The following is a 23,448-nucleotide window of genomic DNA, read 5'->3' as shown; positions in this document are numbered from 1 at the left end:
ACAGAAAGTGTAAGTTAAAACAAAAATATAAAGAACTATCCCAATAATAAATAGCAAATAATTGCTTATTTCGTGGATTATTATTGTTTACTTTACAGTATCAACCCGATTATACGTATTATGGCAAAAGTAGAACTTGGTTTTTCCGGCGAACGTTTCATTTATCTGCCGATTCCTATGATCAATCTGATGGAAGACAGTCCACTCACAGGCGACCTGTATCTCTATTCGATGGGATTTTTTGCGCGTGCCTCCCACCATTATATAAATCGCCCGGAAGGATGCGATGAATATCTGTTCATCTATTGCAAAGACGGGCGGGGATGGATCGAGCTGTATGGGAAACGGAAAATGCTGGAAGCAAACCAATTCATCATATTACCCCGTAACATTCCGCATGCTTACGGGGCGGATGACGAGGATCCCTGGACTATTTACTGGTTACATTTCAGAGGGGATAAAGCTCCGCTTTTCTCTTCCCGTTTCGATAAACCGACATCGGTTCCCCCCTCTGCACAATCACGGATAGAGGAACGGATCGACTTGTTCGAAGAGATGTTCAATACCCTGAACGAGAGTACGGATATGGATCACATGCATTATGCGAACTTGTGTTTTGCTCATTTCCTGGGATCATTTCTTTTTATCCATATTTACCGCAGGCAGTTCCGCCCAAAGGAATATTCGGAAAACATTATCAACCGGGTAGTACATTTCATGAACGACAATATCGAATCCAACCTGAAACTGGCTGATTTCGCAAAGTTCTGCGGTTATTCGGAGTCTTATTTCTACCGTAAGTTCGTCAAAGAGATCGGGCATCCCCCTATGGACTATTTTATCCGCCTGAAAATAGACAAAGCCTGCAAGCTACTGATCCAGACAGATATGAAAGTGAATCAGATCGCTCATAAGCTGGGCTTTAAAGAGTCTCAATATTTTTCCCGGACGTTCTCCAATGTGATGGGATTTTCCCCGCTGGAGTTCAGGAAGCAGAATTTCAAACTATAACGAGAAATAGCTGCTGCAGTCATTTCCTGTGGTTGCTGCAACCATTCAAAACCACTGCCACACTTGTCAAAACTGACTGCAGCAGCCAGTTTTGACAAGTGTGGCAGCTATTTCTTTCCACTCTCATTCATTACGGATCGGTAGCGGAGGGCTATCTACCGGATTTTCATTATGCCAGCTATCTTCTAAAGGTACGCCTCCCAGATTCTGACGAATCAACTTTAAGCCGTACATCGGCGAATTCCAAACACTGACGATAACACCTTCGGAGCCTCTGTCCGGTAATAATTCTGCGTACTTATCGATATACTCTTCAAAAACAGTCAATGCTTCATTACAAATATCGACGACACGTTGTTTATCTTTTGCTGTCATCTTCTGTTCATCGATTGTTCTGATTGCTGTCGCTACTTTAAAAGCTTTCAGATAAATAACAGTTGCCGCCGTTTTATTTTCCAACAAGCTCAATACATCACGAGCAGATTGAGAAGAAGTTTTATCCAACAAGCCAATCAGTTGCCGGTCAGCAGACTCATATCCGGCCATTGCCTTATCTATGTTGTCTACGTTCATCCATTTGAATAAACCCGCATGTCTCCAACCACCTGTCCAGCAAAAGCCAATATTGCCTAAACCACCGGTAGAGAAGCTATCCAACTGATTGATTTCTTTCATGACAGCAGCAAAAGCCTCCGGAGAAGTTATTCCTAGTCGACGGGCGTATGCCTGATAAAAATCATCCAATCGCATGGAACCGTTCAAGGCTACTTCAGAGGCAAAACGTGCCGTTACCCGATTCTCACAAGTACGCCAATGGTTGAAACAAACGGATGGTAATTGCTCGCCTCCCATCAACCGGTCGGTATATGCAAACAAACCGTTAATACCCTCGATCGCATTCTGTTGCAAATACATCAATCCGTCAAACTCAATCCATGAATAGATTTCCGTAGACTTCATATCCGATATAGCTTGTATGTTATTGCGGACTGCCCGGTTTACCCCATCACTTCCATGAGAGGGCATAACGGCTACAACAACCTCCGGCATCATTTTACGAACAAGGTGATAAGCGGCTTTCGAATAACCGGTCGTACAATAAATGCCCAGCTTAAATTCTTTAGAAAACAAGCTCGTGTCCTGTTTCAACTGCTTAACCGCTTCCATATTATTCCCCAGTTGAGAATACAAAGCATTCAAATCAGCCTGAGGAACCAATGTAGTAGACTGAATCAGAGTATCATTCAGGATTGTTTCCCCGAAATACTTCGTCAGCGTTTCCACCACCTCTTCTTTCGTGCAACGAGGTCCCCAGCCGCCCATCTCTTCCGTGATCAACTCCAAAGCATCGATAGCTGGATAGGCTTTCAATATTTCTTTAGCCGTTGACACTGTTTGTTCCAGCGACAGCTGACGCGGTTCAATAGAAAATTGTATCTGTAAGCCCAGGCTTTTGGCATAGGTCAATAATTCGTTCATCCACTCCATCGACTTCTTACTTTTGAGCGGCTTGTCGAAATAGATCTTTTCCATAGAAGGAATACAGAACAGCGAATCATTAAAGCGGACATGCTTTTTTATGGATTCATTATCCTTATAATAGTGAGGACTATCATAGAAGTAATTTCCTCCATAGAGAATAGAATCACCCTGGGGCTGTTCATGCCAAAACCCGGGATAACTATGAACTGCCAGTTTATTAAACCGTAAACGGACTAAATTATTCACGTATTCTTTCGCCTCATCCATCGGGTAAGAAGAGATATCCATCGGGAAATTGACATGTTGACGAATTCCTCTCCACCGTACTTTAGGGACTGTCTTTATATCCACCTGGCGGATTGCATCGAAGTCGAACCTTTCCGGGACCATTGTTTGAGAGATATCAAATGTATATCCCAATGTTTCCAACAAAGTATAAACGGCATGGGAAAGGGAAATGGCATCTCCACCACTCAACACAAAGTGGTTTGGAGAAGTCGCCTTGCAGGCAAACTCCCCTTTATGGAAACTCGTATCACAGACAAAGTCAAAAGAGAACTTCTCATACACCTTCTCTTGTTTCATTGCCAGCTTCATAAAATCAGTAAGTTCCTTTTGTGCAAAATGAATAGCAGCCGACTCCGGAAATCCTTTCACCTGTATAGATACAGGCTTGCTATTGCATTGCACCAACAGGGCTATCGCTAATAGCGACAAGCCCCATGATAAACAGATCTTTTTTATATTCATTATCCTATCGTATGTATTAGATATTCACCTCCTTTGTTTCACCCGGATTCAAATAGAGCGACTTCATACCGACCACGTCTGTTGGCATAAGCGTCTTACGTGCCTCTTTGGATGTTTCCGAATAGATCTTTACTTCGGCCGGATAAACCGTAGGATTAGTTACTTTCAGCGTCATACGTCCATCACTACTTCTCATCTTTTCTACCTTCAGGTGGTCGAATACAGTAACCTCCTGCCGGTCTGTTTGCACATAAATACTTGGAATCTGGGTAACAGTCAACAAGGCACCCACTTCACACCAAGAGCAAGAGGCAAAGATATTACCGCCAACTCCACCTTTACCTTCCCAATCACTCAAATTGACACGCTCACACATTCCTCCCCAAGGCATGGAACCGATCGGGCATTCCTGGCGACTGACATATTGAGGTAATCCATGAGCTATATCTTCCAACAAATCAAGCGCACGCCTGTCTGCCGTTGCACGATAATATTTCAACAAACTATGTCCGGACCAAGTACAGATACCAGGTGCACCATGTTTGTTGGCTACACTCGCCCAAACTGCACCGGTAGCATGAGCACCCGCTTTCTCCATAGCTGATCCTTCAGGAAAGTGAAAATCGTAAGAGACTGTCCAACTGACACAAACCGGCAACAATTCTGCTGCATATCGTAACCACTCTTTATCCCCCGTCTCTTCATAAAGCACCGTAAAAGACTCGAATAAAGCAAAAGCCGACTCACTATCCGGTGTTGACAAAATCTCACCCGGTCCCCCGGTAGTGTAGCCCTTCTTGACATACTTATCATAGAACCAGCGTCCCCCTAGTATGGCTACCTCCAGGTAACGCGGGTTATTATAGGTCTTAGCCGCCATAGCCAAACCGGCAGGAACAATAGCCCCGGCGCATGAATTACCTATACAAATATCACCAGTCTCCACATCTACGAACTGACCGAACTGACCATAATTATCCCATAGACGGACAAAAGCATCCGCCTGTTTGCGTGTACCTTCCTTCCAAGAATCTTTTATCTGTTCACCCCTCGACTTCAGCAGATTCATCTGTAATTGCGCAAGGTACAACCAGTCACCTTGGGAGCGGACAAAGGTTACATTATCTTCCAATGGCTTCCCGTACCCAAATCCATAAAACTCTTTGCCATCGCCATAGGCATAAAAGAAACCGGACTTGGCTTGCGTGCGATCATAAATAGCATCCAGGTTCTTCATGGCACGCTCCTTATCTGAATCAGTTCCCCTCAAAAGGATAGGATAAGTAGCCTGGCCACCTCCGCACCAACCCAGTTGCCAAATGAAGTTCCAGGTTGCTTTATCTTTTACATCACTCAACCAATACATATTGATGCGATCATCCCAGCGGCGAGTTTGGTACAGATTATTCATCAACGTCCACAAATGGCTATAAGGTACCACGTCATGACGTTCACTCCTATTGAAATCCTTACGAACCTCTACAAAACGATCCATCATATCATTCAACCGTTTTGCTTTAAAGTCGTACACACGGCAAGAGATAGACACTCTTTCTCCCTCTTTCAGAGTTGCCGGAATATCAGCTCCATTGCCTGTACGTGTAACAGGAGCCGTGATAGAAAAAGTGGCCTCCGAACGATCTTCATTTTCCTTTATGGTCAAACCATAATCCCCTAAATCATTTCCCTGGTTGGTCTGTACCATCCAAGCCTTACGATCCTTTTCCGAGAAGTAAGCCATCAAAGGAGTGGATGCGTTACCGGAAGTCAACTCAATCGGTTTAGACGGTTCGCCTTTCCTGCCCAATGTAGGCTGAGAAGAGGTGACAGTCGTAGGCATATCCACACGCCACTCGGCTTTGTCATACCAAAAAGGAGGATAACCGATATTCTTGGTAGCAAACCGGTTCCCGTCATAGACGATAGCAGGGACAAAGACATAATTATCCGGTGTCCACTCGTCCATTTCAAAATCTACGGCAAACGAGACATTCTCCGCCATCCCTTTTTTCAACTCCCAGGTAAAAGTATAATCAAGTGCTGTTTTGTCGCCTTGTACCTGTTGTTTATCTGTTCTCAATACCCACTGACACCCTTTGGAGTCTGTTACTATCGAAGTTCCCTTCTCCTCAAAAGAGGTAGAAGCTACTACTTTATTATTTTGGTGGTATCTCACTAAAGGTTTGATATCCCCTGTAGCATAAGCACTACTCAACGAAAATACCGATGCCATCCATAAACCAGTAATAATTAATTTGTTTCTCATGATGAATGTTTTTTACTTACTCTTTGCAATTTTCAAACAAGCGCCTCCGCCTGGTGCCAACGTAAGCGTAATCGTATCCTTACTGGTCACCTCTTTTTTCGAAGCTTTATACGTTTCCCGATTGTTTAGATAATGCCCATTATCTCCATCCTCCACAATCTCAGCCAAATAGTTACCTTCAGGCAGAAAATCAAGCGGCAGGTTGATGGAACGACCGGATTCATTCGTGGCTGCACCTACCAGATATGCCTCCTCCGTCTGACGCATCATGACTATGTATTCGCCAATTACACCTTGCAAAGTACGACTTTCCTTCCAAGGCATCTTCTGGGAAGAGATGAAGTCAAGCAATTCCGGATATTTCTTATAATACTCAGGGATATCCGGAAGAATGGTGGCCCCGGAGAAAGTTATCAAGGTGCGGGCCGCCTCTGACACGACGGTCGAAGGACATTCCTGATTATTGTCCACGCGGGTAGTAGGGCCCTGGCGCAAGTCAAACATACCGTTGTTCATATCCAGCGGCCCGGCCACCATATTGACGAATACGGAAGTGACGAAGGTCTTCGGCTCGAACACGCGGTGAGCGTCCAACTGGGCAAAATTGTATTCGCGCGTGACGGCATTCGGCCAGGTACGCATCTGCCCGTAAGGATGCACAGGACCGTCATGATAATCCACCAGCAGATGATTCTGGGCACATAATTCGGTAATCATCCGTGTACGATGGTTTTTCACCTCCTGCGTTCCGCTCATAAACCCGTATTTCACACCGGCAGCACCCCATTCGCCATATTGCTTCAGAGTCTCCTCGATGGGGTATTGACGTCCTCCCACATCATTCAGATACAGCCAGATGCCTACACCCTTTTCCTTGCCGTATGCAATCAGCTTTTGCACATCGCGTGCCTTGTCTCCCTTCGTCGGATCGGAATCCGATTCAAACTCAGGACCGTACCAGTTGGCATCCAGCACCAAATATTTGAAGCCTTGTTCGGCGGCGAAGTCAACCATCCGAATCCAGGAAGGGTAAGACATCGTATATTTGAAGCCTTCCCATTCCGCTCCGTCAATACGCCAATCCCACAGGGCGACACTCGGTTTCACCCAGGAGAAGTCATACGAGGGATCCGGGTCGGGGTTGAGAAGTTCTATTAAATGCGAGTCGACCAGTTCGCCCGGTTGGTTGCCGTGCATGATGACACGCCAGGCGGAGGCGTATCCGGGGACCAGGGTAGCCGGTTTGGAGGCAACGGTAAATTCCGTTTTCCCTTTCTCCGACTTCAACCGGAGCGGTTCGCCCGTACGCAGGTCTGCCTCATGGATAGCCATAAAATGGCGGTCGCCGGCTTGGATCGTCATTACCGGCAATCGTTCCTCTCCGGTTTCCGTCAGTCTTTCCGGACCAAGGTTGTGATATTCGCCGTTGTAATACCATGCCGTATAATCGTCGGCAAAGTTGTAGGAGGTTTCTTCCGATTCCACCTTGGCCTCTCCCGCCAGGTCTTCAGGAATACGGTATTGGAAAGCTACGCCGTCGTTGTAGGCACGTGCTACCAAGGTTATCTTTTCCGGGAAAGCACCCTTACGGCTCAATTCAAGGACCACCTCATTGAAATGGTCATCCACCTCCGTACGTTTTCCCCATATCGGTTTCCATACATCGCGCACTTTTCTCTTGGAGACATCATTGACTTTCCAGCCTTCGCCCGGTATGTCACCGTCACCAACCAAGTCAAAGCCCAATTCGGATTCGTTGATGAGCGGAGTGCCTTCCGCCTGGAAAGAATAGGTCCACTCTCCCTCCTCATTCGGACGGAGTTGCATAACCAGGTTGCCGTCGGGTGAGGATAATGTATAGTCGTTATTTGTACATGATGAGCACATTCCCAATAGAACGATCAGAAAGGCTCCTGATAGAATTCGTTTATTCATTCTGTTTCTTATAAAGTGTTTGTATCTTGTTATTTCTTCAATCGTTCCCGACTTTTCTGTTGATACCCAAAAAGAACTCATGCATCTGTACTTCATACTCATCCGGTGTCGTATGCCACTCCGAAAGACGTGTAACTCCTGTCTCACGGCAAAGGGCAACGAACTCATCCAGACGAGTCAGAATTTCCGGACGCGTACGCCATTTTCCATCTATCTGTTCGAAGCAACGACTATCTGCTGTTCCTCTTGTTTTCGCTATATTAAACAAAGCATACGTAAGTGGCATATGAGCCACCTTTACCCGTTGTAATATTTCCGGTTGTCCGTCGACGGCCTTCATTGCCTGAGCAAATATAGCTTCGTAACGCTCCATCAACTCATCCCGCAAGAAACCTTTTTCGCAATAATCTTCCGGATTCATAAAGATACCCAACTTCTCGCCGGAAGCCTCCAGTTCATCATGCATCAGATCGATATACCGGCGGATATAAGGGGCAGCCTCGTGGTAATAGTGTTTCAAGAAATCATCCATTTCTACATTGATGTCGCAATTGGGGTTCCAAAGCAAACGAGCAATCAAATACTGGCGCAATTCATAAAACTCACCGCCTATCTCCCGGTTCCCTTGTTGGAAATGGGCATTCGTTCCATTCTCTACGAAAAACCGAATGTTCGGTTGCAAGACCCGTAAGTTCGGGAACGGACTTACCAGGTTTCTAAACTGTACGACATAATCCCAAATCATAATATCCCGAGTCAGTTTACCCCAGGCACGAAGATCTTCACCAAAGTTATCATTCGGATTGGTAGCAATAGGTGCTTGGCGCTCCGACTCAATATTACAAAGCATAATCTGCACATTTTCACGCGGAACGATTGAGCGAGGCGGTTTACGGCTATATTGATAGGCCAACGTTGAAATTACTTTGTCGGGAAAACGATCGGCCACCCGATTCACAAAGTCCAAGACCGAACCGCTGTGACTCTCTTCCTGCTCATCCAATTTCGCACATTTCTCACAACGGCAATACCCATAGTTGTCATTCTGGCTGACCGACCAGTAGGTGGCTTTCGGAAACTGAGCCATCGCATCTTCCAAATTCTTCACCAGTACATCAAAAACCCCGGGATTGGAAAGACACAACTGAGCCGGATTTCTCTTTCCGTCAATCAACGCATAATATTCGGGATGTGTTTTAAAATATTCAGCAGGCGGAACCAACAATTCAAATGTATGAACCATATATCCCCATTCACCATCCGTCACGCCATCCAATGTACAATGATCAATCTTATGCCAGTCAGAATAGAACGGATCAAACGCATCACGATAATGCGTATCACGGAATAGATTAACCGGTACCTGTGTATCATCTATCTTCCCAACCTCAACCTGTTCAAGTTTCGGATACTCTAATACCTTGGATGAAAGACAACGATATCCAAGATATTGATCAAAGAAAGAATAAACTCCGTATAATGTTCCTTTATCTTTGCCACCAACAATCGACAACCGTCTTCCTTCTGTCCGAATTGTAAATCCGTCTTCTGCAAGTTGAGTTGTATCAATATCGGTATGCGAAGAGGCACCTATCAAAATTTCATGCCGCCCGTCAGACTCCGTATCCAAAACCACCGGTAAAGTAACACCGCTACTCAAAGCCAATAACCGGCTAAACTCATTAGCGGCATGTCGTTCATTTTCTGTAGCATCCGAAGATACTACAATTACATAGTCACTTCGTCCCTGGTCAGCTAATATTAATGGACCATTTTGACAAGAGAGGAGCAGCGACATCGCCACTACCCCTCCAAGTATTAAAAGTTGGTATATCTTCATCGTTTATTTATATTTGTTTTATAAGCATCTCGATTGCACAAAAACGGATAATATTTCCTTAAATTACCAACAAATGTAAATAGCTTTTAGAGCATACAAAATAGCAAATAATTGCCAATTGGGTGGATTATTATTGCTTATTACATCACTTTATATTGTAAGAAGGAATAATCTGCCGGATTGGCAATTGTAAAAGTAACAAAACCATCCTTCGATACCTCTACTTCTTTTGTCTGCTTACTTTTCAAGTTGGATATTTTCAACTTCTTTCCTGCCAAGAATTTCAATTGAATCGGTTTGTTAACCTCTCCACTATGTAACTCCCGGAACAAAAGCAGATAGCCTTCATCCTGCTTGTCATTGATAAACTGGAAACCTGCCCAACTAGCATTAGTCGGTGTCTCGCCTATCGGAAAACTATAGCAGTCAAACATCTTCTCGCGATACTCCTTATACAGGGAGATAAGGGATTTCAACTCCTGCCTACCAGCTTCATCCAGATATTGTGCACTCTGGAAAAAGACAGGAATAAACGGCAATCCCATGGCAAAGCAATAGCCATGTCCATGTTTATCGGCATCGCTATAGCGTGTATCGACCCGCTTCGGGTTCTGTAGTAAGACCTGCAACTTATTACTATTGAAATATTTACTCATCAGCCAATGTTGACGCAACACATGATAAGGCACCATGATCAGATGTTCCGGCAACGCCTCCTGTATATTCTGGAAATAGATGCTGCCATATTCTTTTGCATAATACCAGCCATATCGCGGATCGGCATATTCCGGACAGAAAGAAAACTGCGTCTTCATCCAGGAGCTTTTCATGATTTCACGGATATTCTTAAACCGGTTCTCAAATGCCTCCCGGTTATTCAAATGATCGAAATCGACTTTCCAGGTAACGACATTTGCTTCTTTCAGATTGAGTAACAGGTCCTGTTGTTTGGCTCGTTGGATAGCCACCCACAGGCCCAGTTTCACTTTATTCTTTTTACATACCTCATTGATATTTTTCCATCCATCCGGATAGCTTGGACGGAACACTTCCTTCTCTCCTCCCCACGGGTTGATCTGCCATCCATCGTCGATACGGAGTACATCTACCCCCAGATCGGATAATAAAGGTATTTCTTTCAACAGATAATCTTCCTGTGCAAATTGTCCGCCGCCCGGATTAGCCGGTCCCCATGTATCATTTATAACCATGATATCCCGTTCCGGGAACACCGGATAGCGAGCACGGTCAAACTGTTTCAAAGCCAGCTGCATACCATCATTTCCTCCGGAGTAGACAATCGTCCAATTCGCCCAGCACTCCCGGAAGCGGTCGGGAACAATCTCATCAGGATTCAATCCCCATCCGGTCACAAACAAACCTTTTGGACCGGCATAGAAGCTTCCTGTATTATGTCCCTGCTGGTTCACACATTTATGAGATTCTTTGACAACCATCACTCCTTCATCTCCATATTCGGTACAAACGCCACTAGCCCAATTGATGTCTTCATCCTGAAAAACAGGATAACCGACAACCACTTCTTCTTTCAACATATCCCGACTCTGGTCGTGACGGGATCCGGGGTCATTGAAATATCCCCAGTAACGCCGCTGATTCTTCACAGAGAAGTCCAGTGGCAGATATTCCGCCCGACCGCTGGGTACGGATAGTGTATGTCCAAAGTAATTCCGCGTCGTTTCCTTATCAGGCAATCCTTCCGGATTAAATCCGTCCATCGCCTTCACCTTCAATTGTACCCGAACTCCCGGAGCATCCGGAAAAAGCCAGACGACATGTTGTACCTCCAGCCTTGCCGAATCATAGCGAAAATGTGTTGTCACCTCCAAATACCGATTGATAAATCCATCATCGTCACTCTCATGAACATCAAAAGAAACAAAAGTAGCTTTTGAGTTCGGATGAATAGCTCCCGGAAGGTCCCAGTCGCAAGTAACCTCCAGATGTGTTTTACTCCATTCCTTATTCAACGACAGATCCTTAACGGCTACTGTCTTTAATCCTGTTTTATTCAGGCACCATTTCCTCTCGATCTTACCGGTAGAAGCGATTAAGGTATCTCCGGAAACAGAGACTGAGGCGGATTTTAAGTGTTTATTATATCCTGACGGAAAGGTCTGCGCACTGATACTGTTAACACATAAAAAAGAGCAGAGAGCCAGCCTATAAATATTCATTTTCATAACCATACATACATTAAATCTTATTTCTCTACAATATGAACCCTCTGTTTGGATTTTTTCTCAAATGAAGGTTTATGTTCCCATTTTCCCTGTCGATACATTCCGGATACTGCATTGTTTCCAAACGTATAAAGTTTAAACGACACATCCCAGTCTTTCGGGAAAGCAGGTAACACATAGATTGAATTACCATATGACTGTAGAATCATATCTTGTAATGTCATCAACAAATTTCCGCCATTATCCTGATCAGGACTCCAGTCGAAATTAGGTCCCCAATAAGCCGGGAAACGATGATTCGGATGTTTATTCCGAATTTTTGCTAACACATTATCACGAGACTCTTCCGTCAGTCCTAAGCGGGCAGCCTGTTGTCCATCTTGTGTCCACCCAATTGTGTTACGGATCACCCGGCTGTTGTAAGTATCGATACCGACCTGTTTATCCGATGTCGATACATTACACAGAGGAAAAGGAAAAACAACATACAATTCCGGATTCTCCTGATTAGTCTTCTTACTTGAATCATATTGTTCAGCCGCAGTAAATACAGATTTTCCATCTTTTTGCAGAACAGGTATCTCCGGTAAAGATCGTTGCAACTCTTTCCAGAATCGACGATCTTCCTGCGTTCCGCAACCAGCAGGTAAGTTCAACAGATTATTTACGACATAATGCAATCCGGCCACATTGGGCAAATCGTTTACTACATTTTCCCAATACATTTCCAACGAATGCGTTGGTGTAATACGCATCTTACCTTTCTCGTCACGAGGGAAGAAAGAACTATAGAATTTCAATATTTCCCGAGACATCGGGATCAACGTATCATTAGCAAAAGTGATATCACCTGTATAATGATAATAATCATACATCAAAGCAGCTATCTCCAAACCAGAACTCCAATAATAACGGACATAAGGATTATCTATTTCTCCTGTTTTCAGTTTACTGCGATCCCAACCATAACAATGATTGGTAAACGTACCGAAAATAGTAGATGTTTCCGGATTTACTGCGCCGTCGACACCAAAGAATACCTGTGCATTCTTCTTCAACATTGGCAAATTAGAAAAATAATGACGGAACAGTACGCGCATCATATCATAATCGCCGCTTTTCAACATCGGATGATAAACTAGTCGAGTATTCTGCCACCAATAGTCCGGTCCCCACAAACGAAAATCCGGATTATAAGCCATTCCCGGATCAGTGTAAACCGGATCTACCGTAAAGATCGAACCATTAAATTTAATCGGATAGTTTCCACGGCCACCGCAAGCCGTCATCCAGCTTTGCAGGATATATGCCTGTGTCAGTTGCTCGCCAGTAATCCGGTCAGGGGTACCTATCGTTATATAACTTTTGTCCCAATATTTTTTCCACCAGTCAGCAGTACGTTGTGCAGCTGTTTTAAAAGAGGGAGCCTGTTGCAGAATATATTCCGTATGGTCTATCCATTCTTGCTCTGTACGGGTCTGCTCCGTATAAGCAACGATCTTCAGGCAAAAATCATTGACTGCCGAACCAGTTCCGATAATAGTAGGCGTATATTTAACAAAGTCTTCTCCCGACACATTATATCCCATCGTACGGTAGATAAGAGGATCTTTATCCTGATTATTTTCATCTTCCAGCTCCTGCAACTTCAATGTAAAAGGATAAATAGAATGTTCATTCCGATGGTATACAATCAGATTCTTATTGATATCCTTCACCACATCTGCATATTCCATCGCCAAGGAATCATACGGACACTGCTGCAACGCAAAATGCCGTTCAGATACAGGAAGCAAACGTGTCTGCGTACGCCATATCTCGGAAGAGACCGTTACTTGTACGGGAAAAGTAGACGTTCCCTGCAGATAAACTACTGGCAATTTGCTGTCCACGAGAAAGTCCAGCGTTATCTTATCCTTATTATCATTGATCTCTATTTCGATCTTACCCTCTTCCAGATTAAGAAATTGTCTGAAAGAAACATCTTTACCCTGTAAGGACGGATAAAACGAAACCCGGAGCCGCCCCAGTTTATACAAGGCACCACTTTCCGCCCAGGCATCTGTACGCGACAGGTAAAACAGTAAATTTCCGTTCTTCTCCATCCATACATTAGCCCCCACTTCTCCATTACCGATCGGCATAGCTCCCGAAGAGTTTCCTGACGGACTATCCCATATCACTGAATAGTTATTGATCACATCCGATTGTGCATAGAGCACTGATTGAATAAACAGCAGCAATGTTGCCACATATAGACTATTTTTCATTTGCTGGTATTATTTGATTTGTTTTTTCATATATGCCACTGATAAATAAGGGTACAACAGATATTGTAATATCCACTTTAAGTTATAGACAAATATAACAGGTATTCATTCCACAAAAAATAGCAAAAAACTGTCTATTATGTGGATTATTATTGCCTAGACTAAGAAGATGCTTAATATTCCAACTTCAATGTAATTTGTCCATAAGGGTTTATCACCAAATTACCGTCGGTTCTTTCTCCGGCTATCTCCTCCCGACCACAAACAGAGACACGTGCCGGGGTCTTTTTGGGGAAAGATAGCTTTACACTTTCCTCTTTGTCGGATAAAGAACGGAGACGGACGATCAAAGTATGATCGGTTTCCAGGGACTTGATGATCGTCGAATAAACCTTCCGGTTGTCGATAGCGATCAGAGGCTGTACCTGTGGATCTTTATCGGCTGTAACATATACCAGCGGCTGCGACTGCTCCATACCGAAACGGTTGGCTTCCACCACATCGTAGGTTTCATGCGGATACAAACGGTAACGGAACCGGACAGGACCATCCTGTGTCAACGGGAAGTTGGTAACCCAATGATTATTCATCGCCCAAGAATAGATAGTAGAACTAGTTTCTAGTTTAGTTATCCAATTTCCTCGATTTCCCCATTCCGTTACAAGATTAGCCGTACGATTGCCATATTCAAACAACGGAACATCCAATGAACACCAAGTAACACCATGCGTATCATTCGATACGTCCAACCAACGTTGCATTGCCAGCCAGTTTCGGTTTCCTTGCGCCCACTGGTCTTTCTCCACTTCCATCACACCCCATGGAATATCTACGCGGGTCTTTGAGTCCGGCAGATTGAAGGCAAAGCCGAAATGAATGCCGTCTTTCTCCACCAAAGGCAGTTTATCTACGACATTGGATATTTCCACCCACGGTTGTCCTGCCTGCAAACGCACCGAACGGGAGATACTCCTGCAACCGGTAGCTTTCGATGTCACACACAGTTCTACAGCCAAAGGACCTTCTTCCACTACTGCTACAGAAACAACCGTGTCCCCCTTAGGCTCATCCACATTACCCGGCAACCAAGAGAAAGTATTAGCTCCCTCTCCGATATAATTATAAGTAGAACCATTCTTCAACAGAGAAACTATATTTCCGGTAATCCGATCCACATGAACCGCCAGACAATCGTTTTTCAATGTAGTTCCCTCTATTTTACAACTACCCAATAATGAACATTTTCCTTCTACTACCCGAATATGACTGGATTCCAATGCCGGTACATCAGGAACGTACACCAGCAACTCGCCTGTAGAAATACGCTGTGAAAGAAGTTCCTTCCCTTTCGAATCAAGCACTTTATCGCCTCTCAAACTTTCCTTGGCCGTCAGCCTAATCACACCGCTCTGCGGCCAGGAATGCGTATTAAAGACAGCGATACCTCCGTTTGCCGGGCCTTCCTTAGGACCCAGTGCCCCATTCGACTTATCCGTAGCAGGAGCCAGCGATTCATCCAGCATATCGATCGAACGATCTTCGGCTTCATGGAAGTAAGACTGTTTCACTTTCCAAATGGCATCCTGGAAATAGGGTTCGGTAGGGTTCTCAAAGCACCAGGTATGTTCCGAGCCTAAAAGGATATAACGCCAGGCTTCATCGAAATCTTCACGCGGAGCTTTACCACCGTCTGCCAGCATAGACCATATCGTTTCTGCCTGCACCAATCGTTCTTTGGCATTTCGATTTTTGGCAGTTAACTCAGCCGCCGTACCCAGACCGTCCGTCCAGTATTCGGTATAGTCGCCGGAAACGATCGGCAGCTGGTCACCGTACTTCTCTTCTATCATTGACATAATCACATGACCGCCGCTGATAATAATTTTCGGATAAGCATATTTTTCATTCCACTCTTTCACCGCAAAGGGGACATCGGCATCCAACGGGTTGTTATCCCACAATGACCAGGAAAGAACGGTATAATCATACGGATAATTCTCTTTTTCCAACGCCGTCAGTTTCTCGGTAAAATCAACATTGGCATATCCCATACGAATAACCTTCGGTACTTTTGCCGGGTCACGTTGTCCGAACCAGGGACGCCCGGTCTCTCCCCCTTTTCCCATACTGCCGCTATTGGCATAGCCGCCCGGCTGAAGGAACAAGACTTTCGACTTGCCGTCGGGACCTACCCACCAGAAAGGCTTGCCATTTATATCTTTATGTGCATTTCCCGCACGAGCCGAATTTGGCCACGAAATAATATACTTCACCCCCTCTTGTGCCATGACTGGAATTAATCCCCACGACATACCCGGTATATCGAATTGCTGGAAAACATCCGAAGGAACTCCGCTCAACCGTTGCATCTCGCGGGTAAACTTGAAGACATGGAACAATTCCTCATCGGCACAGATACTGGTATTCAGGTTCAGATAACTGGCATCCAGACATATCCGCCCTTTCTTCATGGCTTCAACCAGTTCATCCTGCATCTCCGGATTGGATTGCCACAACCGTTCCATAGGCCAGCCTACTTCCGGATTCCAGACAAAACGGGCACCGTCAGGATGGTTCTTCGTCTCTTCCGCCAGTTTTATTCCTTCAATGATATTGTTTTTATGAAGCTGCTCAACGTTCTTATGCGTATTGGTATAACCTATATCTACGTGGGCATGGTTGTACAGATAAACATTCCAGTGACGCATAGGGGTAATACTAACTTTTTGCTTGTATGTCTTATCCGCTCCACGGAGGATAAGTGTGACTTCCGACTTCTTCCCTGTAGGAACTATAGCAGGTAACAGAACTTCAACCTCCGTCGAATCTTTCGCATTCAACGCAAAATAACTCGTTTCTGTTTTCCCTTTGGTTATCACTTCGATCGAAAGATCACCTTTCAACTCCTCTCCTTTCAGTCGGACCGTCACAATACGTCCGGGTGCACCGTCGGTCCTGTAACCGTAAAGCGGGCGTACGATATAATCGATCGCACCAGGTTTTATGTCAGCCTGAACGGCGGCAGACAAGACGGATATCAATAAACAGAATCCTATTCGCTTTTTCATTAGACTACTTATTAGATTAGCAATTATAGTGTTACATACCGTATAAAGCATAGAAAAAAAATTATACTATATTCTAAAAACTAAGATTGGTTAAGCAAATAAGTTACTTAACCAATCTTGTCAGTATGTAAAATTCACAAATACACTATTAATTATTGCAATGGATTAAAATTACCACCCCATTCATTGTTTTGTTCCAACTTATTCATGGATTGAGATATTTGATTTGGGTTTAAAGCGTAAAACCAGTGATTTAAATCTAAATCAAAATAATAAGTGGGATCACCATCTAAATTATCAATATAAACCATTTGGAAGTTCTTACGAATTTCCGGATCCATGATCGTTTCATATTTATCAGGCAGAGGAGCATTAGGTTTTAAAACTAAATACATCCCATGTCGTGCACCTTGATTATTTAAAATATCAAAACGTTTCCAACGCCGTAAATCACCAAAACGTTTACTTTCATAGGCAAATTCAACCTGACGTTCTCTGATATAAGCATCTCTGATTTCATCCGTAGAATTAGCAGTTATTCCATATTGCGCGTTTACCCCAGCATCAATGCCTGCACGTTTACGAATTTGATATAATACATCTAATGCTTCATTCGATTTTCCCAGTTCATTCGCACATTCTCCCATATTCATAAGCACTTCTGCAAAACGAATTTCAATCCAGTCTGTTTGACCATTCTCACGCATAGAGTATGTCAAAGATTGATCTCCTCCTTTCAACTGCGCAAATCCTGTGAATCCAGGATCTCCCACAAATCCATAATCAGTTATAAGCATATCATATTTTTGCCCCTGATCATTCCATCGCCAAGCATGCCAAAAAGTCATATCTTCAGTCTGTCCTGCTACCATTTCTTTTCGAGGATATGGAGTGCCTCCGCAATAAACAGATGTATAAAAACGATCATCTCTATCTGTGTAAAACTTCGCCATAAAATCCTGATTATAGCCAGAATCAGATCTCAATCTTTCCGGATCAACCGACAAATAAGAACCATCTTTCAAAGGGAAAGACATTAACAACGATAATATAGGTTGATTAGAAACTGAACCTAAAGGAAATGGAAAACCTCCCATTGCATGACCCGGATAAAAATATTGATTACTCATGATCACTTCATTATTTCGTTCATCTTTCCATATTTGTTTAAAATCAGGATAAAGTCCATAACCTTCTTTTAAAGCTAATTCCACAGTCTCTTTATTTACCTGATATGCAGCTTCCCAGCGTTCATTCTTATGATCGGGATTAAACAACGGACTGGCATACCACAATAAGACGCGTCCTTTAAAAGCATTAGCTGTAACCTTTGTGATGCGCCCATAATCTTTGGCTTCATCAGCATAACGCCCAGGTAATACAGAAATAGCATCATCCAAATCTTTTAAGATCTGATCCACACATTCAGAAGTTTTATTTCGTTCGTGATAAAGTGACTCTTTATTTGTTGCATCTTGTGGCTCAAGAATTAAAGGAACACCTCCTACATTCTGTACCATTCCCCAATAAGTCCAGGCACGCCAAAATTTAGCCTGTGCAGCCAATAATGCTTTTTCATCCTCAGCCATTACATCCGAAGTTACATTCGCCAAGTTTGTCAGGAAAAAGTTTATTTTATCTATATAGCTATAATCCAAAGATACATTACAATTATCAACCGTAATCATTCCCCGAAGATAACTACCCATACTTTTTGCAGAATGGGCACCTTCATCTGACGATTCTCCATCATAACGCCATCCCGGATTTAAACCACCTTGTATATCAATAAAGAATGCATTGATCATAGCTGGATCTTTCCACACAGCCTCTGGCACAATTGTATTCACATTCTCATAATCAAGTCCTTCTTTGCATGATGTTTGAGCTAGTAGAATTCCGCCCAATAAACAACAAGCTAATATCTTCCTATATCTATTTGTATTCATTTGATAACTTTTTTAATATTCACAATTTATTAAATTGTCACATTTATACCAAAATTATAAGTTTTCATAATAGGAAAACTCATGCCATACCCCATCTCCGGATCATAATACTTATGATTAAAGTTACTAATCATAAACATATTAGTTCCAACAAAATAGAGTTGTACCCTGTCTATTCCTGTACGTTTATATAAACTCTGCGGAATCGTATAAGACACATTTAAATTTTTCAAGCGCATAAAATTCATCTTTTTCAACCAGAAATCTGTATTTTGTACATAAGTCTTATTTCCTGCCCATTTATGTAACTTTTTAGGTAGATTAGCATTCGGATTTTCAGGAGACCAAGAATCCGTATAACAATCAATCCACATTCGATTCCATTCTTGAATATCAAACATATCATGTATAAATTTATCTTGTCCTATATTACCATTAAAGACAGCATTCACAGCTAATCCTTTCCATTCAGCACCCAAAGACAAACCTAACACGATCGGATTGTTACGTTTTTTCAACATTTTGATATCATAGTTATCCACCACTCCATCAGGGACACCGTCCGGGCCATTCAAATCTTTGTAAACCAACTGTCCCAATTCCGGTTTGATGCCGTTAAAATTAAAGCCAGGATGCTCCGCATTAAATTGATCCAATTCTTCTTGTGTACGAATTATCCGATCCGCTTCATAACCATATACAGCCGTTAAAGAGCGACCTACGCGTTTTTGATGGTCATACGTAACCTTGTCATCATCATATTTGATATAATTAGCATTAGCATACGAAGCCACCAATAAGCCTGAAACATTAAAATCACCGAATGTATTATTATAACCTAAACTCACCTCTACACCATTTGCATGAACTTCACCATAATTTTCGGCTGGAAGTTCCATACTAAATGTCGGAGGAACATCCAATGACCGTTTCCCCAAGATATCATACGTATTGGTAAAATAATATTCTGCAGACAATTTGAAATTTGTCAAGAAATCCATATCCACTCCCACATTATAGGTCAAAGATTTCTCCCATGTTAAATTTTCATTCGGTAAAACACCGTAAGTAATTCCTTGAATAATACTGTTACCGGTTCCTAAATAAGCAGAATTTCCACTTTTATAAGATTGTTGCCATTGCCATCCGCCAACAGCATCATTACCGGTCAATCCAACTGAAGCACGTAACTTTAAGAAATCGATAGCTCCCACTTTAAAAAATGATTCCTTCGAGATTATCCAGCCAATCGATCCAGAAGGGAAAAATCCCCAACGATTATCCGGAGAGAAATTCATTGAACCGTCATAACGATAACTGGCATTCAATAAATATTTTCCATTATAATCATACAGGACCTGGCCTATCCAAGACTGCCTACCAAAACTCTGGTCTGAATAACCGGTATCTCTGGCAACATACGAATCGGTACGATCAGAACTGGTCCCCCACCATTGGTCTATATTATAAATCGGAAAGTTTTCAATCCCAGCCTTTACACCACCATTATTATATTCATACTTTTCAAAAACTGCAGTTGCTTTTAAATTATGCACTTCTTTAAATGTACGATCATAACTTAACTGAACGTTGTATTGCCAACTATCTCCCCAAGAAGACGATTCTTCCAAATAATCTTTTGAAACTTGCGAGGACATTGTAGTTTCTATAATATCTGCATCAGACAAACCCCATTGATGTCTACCATATTTTTTCGTTTTGTACATTTTATATCGTTTCTGATAATCCTTTGTACGATGGTGATAATATAGCTTCGAAAAAGAAGCCTTTGCACTTAATCCCTTTACAAAAGGTATCTTGTAAGTAGCACTCATGTTCATAGTCGGATTCAAGTTGTTGGAACGTAAATAACCTCCATCTCCCCTGACTTGCGCAGGAACACTGGCAACCCAACCTATATCAATCGGCAAACCACTCTCAGTATAAATAGGATAGTCCGGCTGCCAAGCTTGCAACCATTGATAAACACCATACATATTACCAATACCCGCACCGGTCATATGTTGAGCATTATTCGTATTCAAACTAATCGCTCCATACACATCCAAATCATCTGTCAGTTTTGCTGAAATATTCAAACGATAGTTATTTTTTTTATAATACAAATTATCCAAAAAACCATCTTGTTTGGTAAAAGAACCTCCAGCATAAAACTTTATCTTCTCAGAACCTCCTGTGATACCTATATTATGTGTAGTCATTTTTGGATCTTGCCATACAGCATCTACCAAATCATATCCCCATCCTCCATTAATGGTTTTCATCCAATCAATCTCATCCTGACTCCACGACCAGCCAGCTGGATCCGATGTCGGATTAATTCTCATATACAATTCTGCAGTTTGTACTCCATCGGTCAGTTCCATTCCCTTACCTCTTTTACTGAATCCCGTATTGAAAGAATAATCAATTTTCAATCCCTGACCATAATTTCCTGATTTTGTAGTAACAACGATAACACCACCTGCAGCTCGTGAACCATATATAGCAGCAGAAGCAGCATCTTTCAAAACCGTAATATTTTCAATTTCGTTAGCACTCAAATTATTAAAGTCAGATGCATTACAAATCATCCCATCGATAACATATAATACATCCTGGTTATTCCAAGATGATTTAGCACGAATACTGATTGCAGACTGATTACCCGGAAGACCATCTGCTGTAGTCACATTTACACCTGATAGTTTACCTGCTAATACATCAGCAGGAGATGTCGATGGGGTATTCTTTAATTCTTCCGACATTTTCATTGTTGATATGGATCCTGTTAATAATTCCCTTTTTTGAGATGTATATCCCACAACCACAACCTCTTCAAGCAATTCCATATCCTCTTTCAATGTTATTTCAATCGAATTCCTACCTTTTGTAGAAACTTCATTAGCTGCATATCCTATATATGAAACTATTAATGTCGCATCTGATGCGACATTAAGGGAGAACCTCCCTTCCACATCTGTTATACTCCCGTTTGTTGTCCCTTTTTCAACAACGTTCGCTCCAATTATAGGTTCACCATGAGCATCTCGCACAACACCTTTGATATTCTTTCCTTGCTGGATTATTGAATTAACGTCTACAGATAATTTCCCTTTTGACGATAAAACTATATAAGCTCCATCAACAGCATACTTCACATCTGTACCGCCGAACAGTTGTTCCAGAACCTCTCCTAACGGACGCTTATTTAAATTGACGGAAACTTTTCGAGTCACATTCACATATTTATCATATACAAATAAATAGTCTGTTTGTTTCTCAATTGTACTCAGGATATTCTGAAGTTCTACATTGTTTTGTTTTACAGTAACCCTGACATTCTGCGAATTAGTGTTTTCTGCGTGCAGACAGAAGATTAACACGAACAGGAATAAAGTGGTTATCTTCATGATTCTAAAAAAGTGTTTACACCGTTGGGTTTTGTCATAGAAAACCCACGATAAGAATTTTTTATTCATATCTTTGTAATTGTAATAGATTAATACAGTTGTTTTTAATTGTGTTAATTGGATGCCGATAAGTGTGGGGCACTTGTCGGCATTTCATTTAAGATTAACTTTACGATTCATGTTTCATAGGCTTTTCATTTTTAATTAGACTTATTTTATATAGACAATCGAGTTGTCTTCATTCCTTTCAAAGGTATATTTAGCATTCCGCTGCAAAATACGTAACGCATTATCCAGACCGTCGGAGATACGGAACTTTCCACTACACGAATACTCTTCCAGATTTTTATTCTCTATAACAATGGATATTCCGTAACATTTCTCGAAACGTTTCATCAATTCATTAAAAGCGACGTCATTAAAACAAACCAATCCATCCCGCCAACGGAAATGATCATAATCTCCAATAGATGATACCAATAACCTGCCATCCTTAAAATGAACCGCCTGATCCGGCTTCAAAAGAACAGATGCAGAAAGAGCGGCATTATCCGTCACCTTCACGGAACCTTCCATTAATGAAGTGGAAAACTCTTCCGAATCCGAATAGGCTTCTACATTAAACTTCGTCCCCAAGACCTCTATATCACATCTCTGCGTATGAACCACAAAAGGACACTCCTTATCATGTTCCACTTCGAAATACCCTTCACCATCTAACTTGACTTCCCTCTTTGCACCGGAAAATACTGCCGGATAAACCATTTCAGAACGGGCATTCAACCAGACAGTAGTTCCATCCGATAGTTTAAGATTCACCCGCTGTCCGGCCGGAACAGTTACCGTATTCATGGCAGCCAGCAGCTCCTTCTTTTCGGAAACATAGAAATATAAACCACAGGCAACTGTTATCGCAACGGCTGCCGCGATCTTCAGTACATCACGCATCCAGGGACGGATCAAAGAAACTTTGGTTACTTCCGATACCACGCTCTTTCCTGCGATATCTTCTTCCGTACTTCCGGCAAGGATCATCGCATCGAAAAATTCACGTTCCTTCAACAGTTCCCCTTCGTTTTCGGAAGAAGCATCCAACCAACGATACACAGCATCTTCTTCCTCCGGGGAGGCTATACCTTCAAAATATTTATATAGTATTTTTTTCTCCATCTTTTCGTGTTTCTGCCTATAAAGCGATTAACGATGGAACATCCCTAACGAAAAAGTGATCTTTTTTGAAATAAATATCTTAACAGTGCT

The 23,448-nt window shown here is 42.5% G+C and carries 11 protein-coding genes; 1 reads left to right on the top strand and 10 read right to left on the bottom strand.

Annotated features, from left to right (window positions below; all coding sequences use genetic code 11):
- Positions 1–120 precede the first annotated feature (120 nt).
- Positions 121–1,011 (top strand): AraC family transcriptional regulator, encoded by an 891-nt coding sequence (locus tag DWW23_RS11000; protein WP_122353429.1) that lies wholly within the window; start codon positions 121–123, stop codon positions 1,009–1,011.
- A gap of 123 nt (positions 1,012–1,134) precedes the next feature.
- Here the strand turns inward: DWW23_RS11000 and DWW23_RS10995 are convergent, their stop codons facing one another.
- The 10 genes from DWW23_RS10995 to DWW23_RS10950 all read right to left on the bottom strand — a co-directional run bounded on the left by DWW23_RS10995 (position 1,135) and on the right by DWW23_RS10950 (position 23,358).
- Complete coding sequence (locus tag DWW23_RS10995; RefSeq protein ID WP_122353325.1) at positions 1,135–3,243, bottom strand: hypothetical protein; 2,109 nt, start codon at positions 3,241–3,243, stop codon at positions 1,135–1,137.
- Between the two features lie 16 nt (positions 3,244–3,259).
- Positions 3,260–5,509, bottom strand: coding sequence for a hypothetical protein (locus tag DWW23_RS26540; protein WP_187576516.1), 2,250 nt, complete (start codon positions 5,507–5,509; stop codon positions 3,260–3,262).
- Positions 5,510–5,521: 12 nt separating this feature from the next.
- On the bottom strand, positions 5,522–7,444 hold the full coding sequence (locus tag DWW23_RS10985) for a glycoside hydrolase family 97 protein (RefSeq protein WP_122353324.1): 1,923 nt from the start codon (positions 7,442–7,444) through the stop codon (positions 5,522–5,524).
- 37 nt (positions 7,445–7,481) lie between these two features.
- The gene (locus DWW23_RS10980; protein WP_122353323.1) at positions 7,482–9,284 is read right to left on the bottom strand and encodes a DUF4838 domain-containing protein; all 1,803 of its coding nucleotides are present in this window, start codon (positions 9,282–9,284) and stop codon (positions 7,482–7,484) included.
- Between the two features lie 140 nt (positions 9,285–9,424).
- Positions 9,425–11,488: a hypothetical protein gene (locus tag DWW23_RS10975; RefSeq protein ID WP_147382602.1), complete on the bottom strand. Its 2,064-nt coding sequence runs from the start codon at positions 11,486–11,488 to the stop codon at positions 9,425–9,427.
- A 20-nt stretch (positions 11,489–11,508) separates the two neighbouring features.
- Positions 11,509–13,758: a DUF5703 domain-containing protein gene (locus DWW23_RS10970; protein ID WP_122353321.1), complete on the bottom strand. Its 2,250-nt coding sequence runs from the start codon at positions 13,756–13,758 to the stop codon at positions 11,509–11,511.
- A gap of 173 nt (positions 13,759–13,931) precedes the next feature.
- On the bottom strand, positions 13,932–16,826 hold the full coding sequence (locus DWW23_RS10965) for a glycoside hydrolase family 38 C-terminal domain-containing protein (RefSeq protein ID WP_122353320.1): 2,895 nt from the start codon (positions 16,824–16,826) through the stop codon (positions 13,932–13,934).
- Between the two features lie 152 nt (positions 16,827–16,978).
- Positions 16,979–18,775, bottom strand: coding sequence for a RagB/SusD family nutrient uptake outer membrane protein (locus DWW23_RS10960; protein ID WP_122353319.1), 1,797 nt, complete (start codon positions 18,773–18,775; stop codon positions 16,979–16,981).
- Between the two features lie 29 nt (positions 18,776–18,804).
- Positions 18,805–22,188: a TonB-dependent receptor gene (locus DWW23_RS10955; protein WP_158583175.1), complete on the bottom strand. Its 3,384-nt coding sequence runs from the start codon at positions 22,186–22,188 to the stop codon at positions 18,805–18,807.
- A gap of 210 nt (positions 22,189–22,398) precedes the next feature.
- Positions 22,399–23,358: a FecR family protein gene (locus tag DWW23_RS10950; protein WP_122353317.1), complete on the bottom strand. Its 960-nt coding sequence runs from the start codon at positions 23,356–23,358 to the stop codon at positions 22,399–22,401.
- Positions 23,359–23,448 lie beyond the last annotated feature (90 nt).

Source organism: Parabacteroides sp. AF14-59, assembly GCF_003479515.1.
In the GTDB taxonomy this organism is placed as follows: Bacteria; Bacteroidota; Bacteroidia; order Bacteroidales; family Tannerellaceae; genus Parabacteroides; species Parabacteroides faecis.
This window is presented reverse-complemented; position numbering and strand designations above follow the sequence as displayed.

Excerpts from the sequence above, each read along its gene's own strand:
- DWW23_RS10980 (WP_122353323.1), bottom strand. The coding sequence starts at position 9,284 with ATGAAGATATACCAACTTTTAATACTTGGAGGGGTAGTGGCGATGTCG.
- DWW23_RS10950 (WP_122353317.1), bottom strand. The coding sequence starts at position 23,358 with ATGGAGAAAAAAATACTATATAAATATTTTGAAGGTATAGCCTCCCCG.
- DWW23_RS10975 (WP_147382602.1), bottom strand. The coding sequence starts at position 11,488 with ATGAAAATGAATATTTATAGGCTGGCTCTCTGCTCTTTTTTATGTGTT.
- DWW23_RS10995 (WP_122353325.1), bottom strand. The coding sequence starts at position 3,243 with ATGAATATAAAAAAGATCTGTTTATCATGGGGCTTGTCGCTATTAGCG.
- DWW23_RS10970 (WP_122353321.1), bottom strand. The coding sequence starts at position 13,758 with ATGAAAAATAGTCTATATGTGGCAACATTGCTGCTGTTTATTCAATCA.
- DWW23_RS26540 (WP_187576516.1), bottom strand. The coding sequence starts at position 5,509 with ATGAGAAACAAATTAATTATTACTGGTTTATGGATGGCATCGGTATTT.
- DWW23_RS10960 (WP_122353319.1), bottom strand. The coding sequence starts at position 18,775 with ATGAATACAAATAGATATAGGAAGATATTAGCTTGTTGTTTATTGGGC.
- DWW23_RS10955 (WP_158583175.1), bottom strand. The coding sequence starts at position 22,188 with ATGAAGATAACCACTTTATTCCTGTTCGTGTTAATCTTCTGTCTGCAC.
- DWW23_RS10985 (WP_122353324.1), bottom strand. The coding sequence starts at position 7,444 with ATGAATAAACGAATTCTATCAGGAGCCTTTCTGATCGTTCTATTGGGA.
- DWW23_RS11000 (WP_122353429.1), top strand. The coding sequence starts at position 121 with ATGGCAAAAGTAGAACTTGGTTTTTCCGGCGAACGTTTCATTTATCTG.
- DWW23_RS10965 (WP_122353320.1), bottom strand. The coding sequence starts at position 16,826 with ATGAAAAAGCGAATAGGATTCTGTTTATTGATATCCGTCTTGTCTGCC.